At 70.5% G+C, this 9,473-nt stretch carries 7 protein-coding genes and 2 pseudogenes; 4 read left to right on the top strand and 5 right to left on the bottom strand.

Annotation, left to right across the window (positions count from 1 at the left end):
* A pseudogene (locus AOK22_RS09200) lies at window positions 1-184 on the top strand (GNAT family N-acetyltransferase); the annotation flags it as partial.
* A 60-nt stretch (window positions 185-244) separates the two neighbouring features.
* Here the strand turns inward: AOK22_RS09200 and AOK22_RS09195 are convergent.
* Window positions 245-1,591: an MFS transporter gene (locus AOK22_RS09195; RefSeq protein WP_055698111.1), complete on the bottom strand. Its 1,347-nt coding sequence runs from the start codon at window positions 1,589-1,591 to the stop codon at window positions 245-247.
* Window positions 1,592-1,664: 73 nt separating this feature from the next.
* On the bottom strand, window positions 1,665-2,102 hold the full coding sequence (locus tag AOK22_RS09190) for a MarR family winged helix-turn-helix transcriptional regulator (RefSeq protein ID WP_055698110.1): 438 nt from the start codon (window positions 2,100-2,102) through the stop codon (window positions 1,665-1,667).
* A 143-nt stretch (window positions 2,103-2,245) separates the two neighbouring features.
* Here AOK22_RS09190 and AOK22_RS09185 point away from each other — a divergent pair, with 143 nt between their 5' ends.
* Window positions 2,246-2,428, top strand: coding sequence for a hypothetical protein (locus AOK22_RS09185; protein ID WP_055698109.1), 183 nt, complete (start codon window positions 2,246-2,248; stop codon window positions 2,426-2,428).
* A gap of 15 nt (window positions 2,429-2,443) precedes the next feature.
* Here the strand turns inward: AOK22_RS09185 and AOK22_RS09180 are convergent, their stop codons facing one another.
* The gene (locus AOK22_RS09180) at window positions 2,444-3,892 is read right to left on the bottom strand and encodes an NCS2 family permease (RefSeq protein ID WP_055698108.1); all 1,449 of its coding nucleotides are present in this window, start codon (window positions 3,890-3,892) and stop codon (window positions 2,444-2,446) included.
* Window positions 3,893-4,092: 200 nt separating this feature from the next.
* Here AOK22_RS09180 and AOK22_RS09175 point away from each other — a divergent pair, with 200 nt between their 5' ends.
* Window positions 4,093-4,350 carry a DUF2530 domain-containing protein gene (locus AOK22_RS09175; RefSeq protein ID WP_055698107.1) on the top strand — a complete coding sequence of 86 codons (258 nt, stop codon included), beginning with the start codon at window positions 4,093-4,095 and terminating at the stop codon, window positions 4,348-4,350.
* Window positions 4,351-4,477: 127 nt separating this feature from the next.
* Window positions 4,478-6,880 (top strand): cation-translocating P-type ATPase, encoded by a 2,403-nt coding sequence (locus AOK22_RS09170; protein WP_055698106.1) that lies wholly within the window; start codon window positions 4,478-4,480, stop codon window positions 6,878-6,880.
* Between the two features lie 42 nt (window positions 6,881-6,922).
* On the opposite strand, the gene AOK22_RS09165 is transcribed toward AOK22_RS09170, so the two are convergent.
* Window positions 6,923-7,756 (bottom strand): hypothetical protein, encoded by an 834-nt coding sequence (locus AOK22_RS09165; protein ID WP_055698105.1) that lies wholly within the window; start codon window positions 7,754-7,756, stop codon window positions 6,923-6,925.
* 196 nt (window positions 7,757-7,952) lie between these two features.
* Window positions 7,953-9,473, bottom strand: a pseudogene (locus tag AOK22_RS09160) (sacsin N-terminal ATP-binding-like domain-containing protein); the annotation flags it as partial.

The following is a 9,473-nucleotide window of genomic DNA, read 5'->3' as shown; positions in this document are numbered from 1 at the left end:
GCTGCTCGCGCACGCCGTCGAGGAGACCCGCGCGCAGGGCGTCTCCCTGCTGCGGGTCGACTGCTACCGGGGCGAGGACCGGGCGCTCGTCGCGTACTACGAGAGCAACGGCTTCACCGCCACCGAGCCCTTCACGGGACCCGACGGCAGCTGGCCGGGACAGGTGCTCGCGCGGCGCGTGTGACGGGAGAGCCCGGCCGGGGCGGGCGGTGCGCGGGGCCCGGAGACCGGGCCCCGGGCGCCGTCACGCCGCGGTCGCCAGCTCCCGCTCGCGCGGCACGAACTGCAGGTGCTGCCGGCCGCGCCGCAGGTCCACCTTGAGCCGCAGGTTCGCGGCGCGCGCCAGCATCAGGCCGACGCCCACCGCGGCGAGCGCGCAGACCAGGCCGCCGACGGCCATGCTGACCCGGACGCCGTAGGCGTCGGCGAGCCAGCCGAAGAGCGGTCCGCCCAGCGGCGTACCGCCGGTGAAGACCATCATGAACAGCGACATCACGCGGCCCCGCATCTCCGGGTCCGTGGCCATCTGGACCGAGGAGTTGGCGGTGACGTTCACCGTCAGGCCGAGGATGCCGATCGGGACGATCAGGGCGACGAACATCCACAGCTCGGGCGCGAAGGCCGCGACGATCTGCAGCACGCCGAAGGCGGTCGCCGCCCCGGCGAGGAGCCGCAGGCGCGAGGTGCCGCGGCGGGCCGCGAGCAGCGCGCCGGCCAGCGAGCCGATCGCCATCAGGGTGTTGAAGAGGCCGTACATCCCCACGCCGCCGTGGAAGATGTCGTCCGCGAAGGCGCTCAGCCAGATCGGGAAGTTGAACCCGAAGGTGCCGATGAAGCCGACGAGGACGATCGGCCAGATCAGCTCGGGGTGCTTCGAGACGTAGTTCAGGCCCTCCCGCAGCTGCCCCTTGCCGCGCGGCTTGCGCGGGGTGTGGTGCAGCTCGCTCGTGCGCATCAGCAGCAGGCCGGTGAGCGGCGCGAGGAACGACAGGCCGTTCGCGAGGAACGCCCAGCCGGGTCCGACGGCCGCGGTCAGCGCGCTCGCCACGGCGGGGCCGATGAGCCGCGCGGACTGGAAGTTCGCCGAGTTCAGCGAGACGGCGTTGCGGACCTGGTCGGGACCCACCATCTCGGACACGAAGGACTGCCGCGTCGGGTTGTCGACGACGGTGACGAGGCCGGTGAAGAAGGCCGCGAAGTAGACGTGCCAGACCTGGACGTGGCCGCTGAGCGTGAGGGCGGCGAGGAAGAGCCCGCTGAGGCTCATGGCGCCCTGGGTGAGGAAGAGCAGGTTGCGCTTGGCGAACCGGTCGGCGATGACACCGCCGTACAGGCCGAACAGGAGCATCGGCAGGAACTGCATGGCCGTGGTGATGCCGACGGCCGCGGAGGACCCGGTGAGGCTCAGCACCAGCCAGTCCTGGGTGATGCGGGCCATCCAGGTGCCGGTGTTGGAGACGACGGCGCCGGTCGCGAAGAGCCGGTAGTTCCGGATCCTCAGCGAGCTGAACATCGAGGTCTTGTGGGGGCGGACGGGGGTGTCGAGGGCGGTCGGTGCGGGGGCGGAGTCTGCTCCGGGTCCCGTACTCAAAGTGAGTTCGCCTCCTTGGCGTACGTACGTCTCCCGCGGGTGCCCGCGGGAGGGCCCGCGGGGCGCCGCGGGCCTAGAGGTGTGCGAGCTTCTCCAGTACGGGGGCGGCGGCACGCAGACGTGCCCACTCGTCCTCGTCGAGGTGCTCGACCAGGCCGGCCAGCCAGGCGTTCCGCTTGCGGCGGCTCTCCTCGAGCATGGTCTCGGCGGATTCGGTCTGGGTCACCACCTTCTGGCGGCGGTCCTCGGGGTGCGGCTCCAGCCGGACCAGCCCCTTGGCCTCCAGCAGGGCGACGATGCGGGTCATCGACGGCGGCTGCACGTGCTCCTTGCGGGCGAGCTCGCCCGGAGTGGCGCTGCCGCAGCGGGCGAGGGTGCCGAGCACCGACATCTCGGTGGGGCTCAGCGACTCGTCGACACGCTGGTGCTTGAGTCGACGGGACAGGCGCATCACGGCGGAGCGCAGGGCGTTCACGGCGACGGCGTCGTCACCATGGGAGAGGTCCGGCATGTTCGTTAGCGTAACTCATTACCCTAGCTAAAGACCACTTGAATTCCCGCAGTCGGGGAGTCGAACCTTTTCGTCACCCATATGAGTGAGGTGACTTCGGAAAGCGACGCATCCGCCCGCGGGGCCCGTGGACCCTGTCACGCATGGGATCGACAGTGCTCAGCCTGCGGATAGACGGTGAGTTGCTGGACCGCCTCCGGCAGCACGCCGCCAAAAGGGGAATGAGCGTCCAGGACTACGTGGTCCGGACGCTCATTCGAGACGACTTCGACGAACGCTTCGCGACGTCGGTCGAGGAGACGGAGAAGTTCTACGGGGCCGCGTGAGGCCCCTTCGGGCGCTTACGTCAGGTTGAGCGCCGGCATCAGGTAGTAGAAGGCGAACACCGCCGACACCGCGTACATCGCGACCGGCACCTCGCGCCCCCGGCCCGCGGCCAGGCGCAGCACGGTGAAGGTGATGAAGCCCATGCCGATGCCGTTCGTGATCGAGTACGTGAACGGCATCATCAGCATCGTCACGAACGCGGGGATCGCGATCGTGTAGTCGCTCCAGTCGATCGCCCGGATGGAACCGGACAGGATCAGGAAGCCGACCGCGAGCAGCGCGGGCGTGGCCGCCTGGGACGGGACCATCGTGGCGAGCGGCGTGAGGAACAGCGCCACGGCGAAGAGCCCGCCCGTGACGACGTTCGCGAAGCCCGTGCGGGCCCCCTCGCCGACGCCCGCCGTGGACTCCACGAAGCAGGTGGTGGCCGAGGCGGACGAGGCACCGCCGGCGGCGACCGCGATGCCGTCGACGAAGAGCACCTTGTTGATGCCCGGCATGTTGCCGTTGGCGTCGGTCAGCTTGGCCTCGTCGCCGATGCCCATGATCGTGCCCATCGCGTCGAAGAAGCACGAGAGCAGCACGGTGAAGACGAAGAGGACGCCGGTCAGGACGCCGACCTTCTCGAAGCCGCCGAAGAGGCTGATCTCGCCGACGAGCCCGAAGTCCGGGGTGGAGACGGGGTTGCCGGGCCACTTCGGGGTGGTCAGGCCCCAGGACGGGACCGTGGCGACCGAGTTGATGATCATCGCGACGATCGTCATGACGACGATGCTGATGAGGATGGCGCCGGGCACCTTGCGCACCAGGAGGGCCAGGGTCAGCAGCACGCCGAGCACGAAGACGAGGACGGGCCAGCCGTTGAGGTGGCCGTCGCCGCCGAGCTGGAGGGGGACGGTGGTGTGCGCGGCGTCCGGGATGCGCGAGACGAAGCCGGAGTCGACGAGGCCGATCAGCATGATGAACAGGCCGATGCCGATCGCGATGCCCTTGCGCAGGCCGAGCGGCACGGCGCTCATCACGCGTTCACGCAGTCCGGTGGCGACCAGCAGCATCACCACGAAGCCCGCGAGGACGACCATGCCCATCGCGTCGGGCCACGACATGCGGGGCGCGAGCTGGAGGGCGACGACGGTGTTCACGCCGAGGCCGGCGGCGAGCGCGATCGGGACGTTGCCGATGACGCCCATGAGGAGCGTGGTGAAGGCCGCCGTCAGCACGGTCGCGGTGACCAGCTGCTTGTTGTCGAGCTGGTGCCCGTACATGTCCTTCGCGCTGCCGAGGATGATCGGGTTCAGCACGATGATGTAGGCCATCGCGAAGAAGGTGGCGAATCCGCCGCGGACTTCCCTGGCCAGGGTCGAGCCCCGCTCAGTGATCTTGAAGTACCCGTCGAGGCCACCCCTCGGCGGCTGCGGGGGCTGCGGGGTGGCGTCGACCGGAGCACTGGCCGAGGAAGACATGCGGGACCTCATGGACTCAGAGAAGGGGTAGATCGTTAAGCATTTACTTCCGGTCGATTTGGAACTTCGTACGAAAGCAACCGGCCATTAACGAGCCGTTTCAGTATGAATACATGAGGCGAAAATCGCTATCTCCGCGCGTAGACCCTTGAGGCGCAAGGGGTGTAAGGGGCGCGGGGAGGGCCTCGTAAGCTGTACGCATGGCGAAGTGGACCCCTAAGCACGAGGCGCCGGAGCCCCTGGAGGGGCCCGTTGTCGCCACCATCACGGGCGGCACGATCCTCTGGTTCGTCCTCTTCCTGGCCCAGCTCCCCTTCTACGGCTGGTTCGACGACCGCGACGCGACCTGGTGGGTGTGGACCTGCCTGGCCGGCGGCGGCCTCGGCCTCATCGGCATCTGGTACGTCCGCAGGCGTGACGCCGCGATCAAGAGGTCGAAGGCCGCTCCGGCCCCGTGATCAAGAGGCCGAAGGTCACTCGCACCACGTGATCCGTACAACCACGGGTGGGGACGGGTCCTACCGTGGTCGGATCTTTGGGGCATTCAAGGGGTGAAGCCGCAGGAGCGCCCTTACCGTCGAATGCATGACGCATATCGACGCGGGCGCCGAACTCGACCCGGTCCACCCCGTGCCGCCCCCCGCCGGGCGGGTCACGGGCCTCACCACCGCCGAGGTGGCCGAGCGGGTCGCCCGCGGCGAGGTCAACGACGTCCCCGTGCGCAGCTCCCGCTCCCTGAGCGAGATCGTCCGGGCCAACGTCTTCACCCGCTTCAACGCGATCATCGGCGTCCTCTGGGTGATCATGCTGTTCGTCGCGCCGATCCAGGACAGCCTCTTCGGCTTCGTGATCGTCGCCAACACCGGCATCGGCATCATCCAGGAGTGGCGCGCCAAGAAGACCCTGGACGGGCTCGCCGTCATCGGCGAGGCCAAGCCGACCGTGCGGCGCGACGGCCGGGCCACCGAGGTCTCCACCTCCGAGATCGTCCTCGGCGACGTCATCGAGCTCGGCCCCGGCGACAAGATCGTGGTCGACGGCCAGGCCGTCGAGACCGACAGCCTGGAGGTCGACGAGTCGCTGCTGACCGGTGAGGCCGACCCGGTCATCAAGAAGCCCGGCGACAAGATGATGTCGGGCTCGTTCGTGGTCGCGGGCGGCGGCGCGTTCACCGCCACCAAGGTCGGCCGCGAGGCCTACGCCGCGCAGCTCGCCGAGGAGGCGAGCCGCTTCACGCTCGTCCACTCCGAGCTGCGCTCCGGCATCTCCACGATCCTCAAGTACGTGACGTGGCTGATGGTGCCGACCTCCATCGGCCTGGTGATCTCCCAGCTCGTCGTCAAGGACGACAACTTCAAGGAGTCCATCGCCTACACCGTCGGCGGCATCGTCCCGATGATCCCCGAGGGCCTGGTCCTGCTGACCTCCGTGGCCTTCGCGATCGGCGTGATCCGGCTCGGCCGCAAGCAGTGCCTGGTCCAGGAGCTCCCCGCGATCGAGGGCCTGGCCCGCGTCGACACCGTCTGCCTCGACAAGACCGGCACCCTCACCGAGGGCGGCATGGACGTCACCGAGCTGCGCCCCCTGAACGGCAGCGACGAGAGCTACGTCCGCACGGTCCTCGGCGCGCTCGGCGAGTCCGACCCGCGGCCCAACGCCTCGCTCCAGGCGATCATCGACGCCTACCCCGACAGCGAGGACTGGCGCTGCACCGAGTCGCTGCCGTTCTCCTCCGCCCGCAAGTACAGCGGCGCCTCCTTCAGCGAGGGCGACGGCACCACCTCGGCCTGGCTGCTCGGCGCGCCCGACGTGCTGCTGCCCGACGGCGACCCCGCGCTCGCCGAGATCGAGGACCTCAACCACCAGGGCCTGCGCGTCCTGCTGCTCGCCCGCGTCTCCGGCGACCTCGACGACCCGGACGTCGCGGAGGGCGCGCGCGCCACCGCCCTGGTCGTCCTGGAGCAGCGGCTGCGCCCCGACGCCGCCGACACCCTGCGCTATTTCGAGGAGCAGGACGTCGCCGCGAAGGTCATCTCCGGTGACAACGCCGTCTCGGTGGGCGCGGTCGCGGGCAAGCTCGGCCTGCCCGGCGCGGAGAACACCGTCGACGCGCGCCGGCTGCCCGCCGACCAGGAGGAGATGGCCAAGGCCCTCGACGAGAACACCGTCTTCGGCCGGGTCACCCCGCAGCAGAAGCGCGACATGGTCGGCGCCCTCCAGTCGCACGGCCACACGGTCGCGATGACCGGCGACGGCGTGAACGACGTGCTGGCCCTCAAGGACGCCGACATCGGCGTCTCGATGGGCTCGGGCTCGGAGGCCACACGGGCCGTCGCCCAGATCGTGCTCCTCAACAACAGCTTCGCGACGCTGCCGTCCGTGGTCGCCGAGGGCCGCCGCGTCATCGGCAACATCACGCGCGTCGCCACGCTGTTCCTGGTGAAGACCGTCTACTCGGTGATCATCGCGCTGCTCGTGGTCTGCTCACAGGTCGAGTACCTCTTCCTGCCGCGCCACCTGACGCTGCTCTCCACCCTGACGATCGGCATCCCCGCCTTCTTCCTCGCGCTCGCCCCCAACAAGGAGCGCGCGAAGCCGCACTTCGTCCGCAGGGTCATGCGGTACGCGATCCCCGGCGGCGTCATCGCGGGCGTCGCCACCTTCGTGACGTACCTCCTGGCCCGGCACCACTACACGGGCGCGGGCGCGCGGGAAGCCGAGACCAGCGCGGCGACCCTGGCGCTGTTCCTGATCGCCATGTGGGTGCTCGCCATCATCGCCCGCCCCTACACGTGGTGGCGGCTCTGCCTGATCGGCGCGATGGGTCTCGGCTTCCTGCTCGTGCTGACCGTGCCCTGGCTCCAGGACTTCTTCCAGCTGAAGCTGGTGGGCACGACGATGCCGTGGGCGGCGGTCGCGATCGCGGCGGTGGCCTCACTGGCCATCGAGTTCGTCTACCGCTGGGTCGACCGCCGCTTCCCCGCCTAGCGGCGGGGTCCGGCGACCACGGGGGTCCTGGCGGACCGCCGACTACTGGACGTCGACGAAGTCGCTCGTCGAGGTGACGGACGGGGTCGTCGACGTACCGGCGAAGACGTAGCGGAAGTAACCGTCCGCGGAGGCCTTCACGGTGGTCTTCAGGTTGCCCTTGGAGTCGGACTTGACCGTCTTGAGCGTCGTGTAGCTGCTGGCGCCCTTCTTCTTGTACTGCAGCTGCACGGACTGGGCGGTGTAGCCCGCGTACTTCGACGTCTCCCAGTTGGCGCGGGTCAGGGCGCCGGTGACGGTGAGGGTCTTGCCCTTCTTGACGGGCTCGGGGGAGGCGTTGGTGGTGAGCTTGGCGTACCGCTGGAAGCGGGCGTCGGACTTGAACTGCTCGCCCTCGGCCGAGCCGCCCTCGTTGCCGTCGGCGGCGGCGTACAGCTTCCAGCCCGAACCGGCCAGGCTGTTGGTGTAGAGGTCCGCCTTCGGGTCGGCGACGACCTCGAGGGTGCAGGTCGAGGTCGTGGCGTTGACGACCGTGCACTTGCCGTTCAGGTTGTCCGGGATCAGGATGCCGTCGGCGTGGTCGATGTCGCTGCCGTGGTACAGGAACGCGCTGCCGCCCGCGATGCCCGCCGGGTCGGTGGCGGTGACGGCGATCTTGAACTTCACCTTGTTCGAGGTGCCGATGACGACGTCCTTGCCGCCGTTGACGGACACCTTGGTGATCTTGGTGGAGCCGGCGTTCGCGCCCTTCTGCGCGGCCTTGGCCGCGAGACGGGGGGCGGACGACGGACCGTCGGCGGCCTGGGCGGCCGGGACGGCGAGTGCGGAAAGGGCCAGGGTGCCGGTCAGTGCGGCCACGGTGGCACGGATGCGCATGTGTTTCTCCTGGTGGAGAAGGGGTCCCCGCGGTGCGTTGACGCCGTCACGCGGGGTCCCAGTGATCTAGGAGTCTGTTGACTCGCAAGATCAGACCTGTGACAGGGGTGACTGGTTGTACAGGTGGTGAAGAATTTGTGACCGAGTAATGGAATGTCAGGTTCCACCCCGGTTCGGGGCGGAACCACAGCGCCCGTCAGTCGAACCAGCGGTCCCGCGCCAGCTCCTCCGTCCGCGAGGGATCCTCGAGCAGCGCCGCCACCTCGAAGCGGCGCGGCCACTGCCCCGCCGCCCACGCGAGCCCCGCCGCCACGCCCTCCACGGTCGCCGCGTGCACCGTGCCGTCCGGCGTGCGCCGCCAGTCGAGCTCCACGCCGCCCGCGCTCAGCTCCTCGTACTCGACGTACGTCGCCGGAGTCCCCGCGCCCAGCAGGATCCGCACCGCCTCGGGCACCGCGTGCTCGACGCCGTCCCCCACCGGCTCCACGGCCGCCGTCTCGCTCAGTCGCCGCACCTGGAACAGCTCCGCCAGATCGCCCGCCCTGCGGGGCTCCACCGGCAGCAGCGCCACGCCGTCGGCCAGCGGCAGCAGATCGGGGGCGTCCGCGACCACCGCGTCCGCCGCGTCGACCACCACGACCTCGCCGTCGACCACCGCGCGCAGCTCGTCCGGCAGCGTCACCTGCCGCGGGTCGAGATCCGCCAGGGCGCCGTACAGGGCGTGCAACTGCGCGGCGGAAACGGTCCGCTCCGGGTCCGCGAGCCGGTCGAGCAGCTCGGCCGCGCCGCCCGGCTCCTCCAGGAGCGCGCCGACGGAGGTGCGCACGCCGAGGGCCCGCAGCACCTGCTCGTCGCCGAAACCGGACGCGTCCGCCGCGTCGTACAGACCCTCCAGGAGCGGATCGCCGCCCCGGGCGCGCAGCCCCGCCGGACGGCGCCCGTCCAGGACGGGATGGCCGCGCAGCCACCACGCCGTGTAGGGGCGGACGCTCTCCGTCGTGCCGTCGGGCAGCAGCACCCGCAGCGGCTGGGTCAGCGCGTCCCGCAGCGGCGGGCGCGCGAGCATCGCGAGGGCGCGCGGCCAGCACGCGTCGTCGACCAGGTCGAGATCCCGTACGGCGACGATCTCGGTGGCCACCGGCGGCACCGGGCTGTCCGGCAGCCGGTCGAGGACGTCCTCGCACCACACGTCCACGGCATCCAGCAGCCCCGCGTCGTCCGGCTCGGGGAAGTCGCCCTCGCGCGGCTCCAGTTCATCGGGGTCCAGGACGACGTCCGTGGCGCGGACCAGGGCGAACGTGGCCAGCACGCCGCAGGCCGCCAGCGGCTGCTCGCCCCAGCGGTCGGCCACCTCCTGGTCGACCAGGGCGAGTTCGTCGGGCCGCATGACCTCGGCGAAGTCGCTGCCGGGGAGCACCAGCTCGCCGGCCGGGGCGAGTTCGCCGTCCTCGTCGGGCAGCGCGAGGGCGCCGAGCCACGGCTCCTCGCCCGGCGCGAGGTTCGCGTCCCGCACGAGCGCGAGCACGACCTCGGCCAGCTCGTCGGCGTCCAGGGCGTCCTCGTCCCAGGAGTCGTCGTCGAGGGAGGCGGCCACGGCGGCCCGCACCTGCGGGGTCGTCAGGACGGCGCGGGGCGTCGCGGGCAGCGCGCCGAGCTTCTCCAGGAGGGGGTGGGCGGCGTCCGGGTGGGCGACCTTCAGGCCGAGCCGGGCCAGGGC

The organism is Streptomyces silaceus, assembly GCF_001419745.1.
Classification (GTDB): Bacteria; Actinomycetota; Actinomycetes; order Streptomycetales; family Streptomycetaceae; genus Streptomyces; species Streptomyces silaceus.
The sequence above is the reverse complement of the archived record's forward strand: the minus strand, read 5'-3'. Positions and strand labels throughout refer to the sequence as shown.

Coding starts and splice junctions, on each gene's coding strand:
- AOK22_RS09190 (WP_055698110.1), bottom strand. CDS start 2,102: ATGCCGGACCTCTCCCATGGTGACGACGCCGTCGCCGTGAACGCCCTG.
- AOK22_RS09185 (WP_055698109.1), top strand. CDS start 2,246: ATGGGATCGACAGTGCTCAGCCTGCGGATAGACGGTGAGTTGCTGGAC.
- AOK22_RS09180 (WP_055698108.1), bottom strand. CDS start 3,892: ATGTCTTCCTCGGCCAGTGCTCCGGTCGACGCCACCCCGCAGCCCCCG.
- AOK22_RS09175 (WP_055698107.1), top strand. CDS start 4,093: ATGGCGAAGTGGACCCCTAAGCACGAGGCGCCGGAGCCCCTGGAGGGG.
- AOK22_RS09170 (WP_055698106.1), top strand. CDS start 4,478: ATGACGCATATCGACGCGGGCGCCGAACTCGACCCGGTCCACCCCGTG.
- AOK22_RS09165 (WP_055698105.1), bottom strand. CDS start 7,756: ATGCGCATCCGTGCCACCGTGGCCGCACTGACCGGCACCCTGGCCCTT.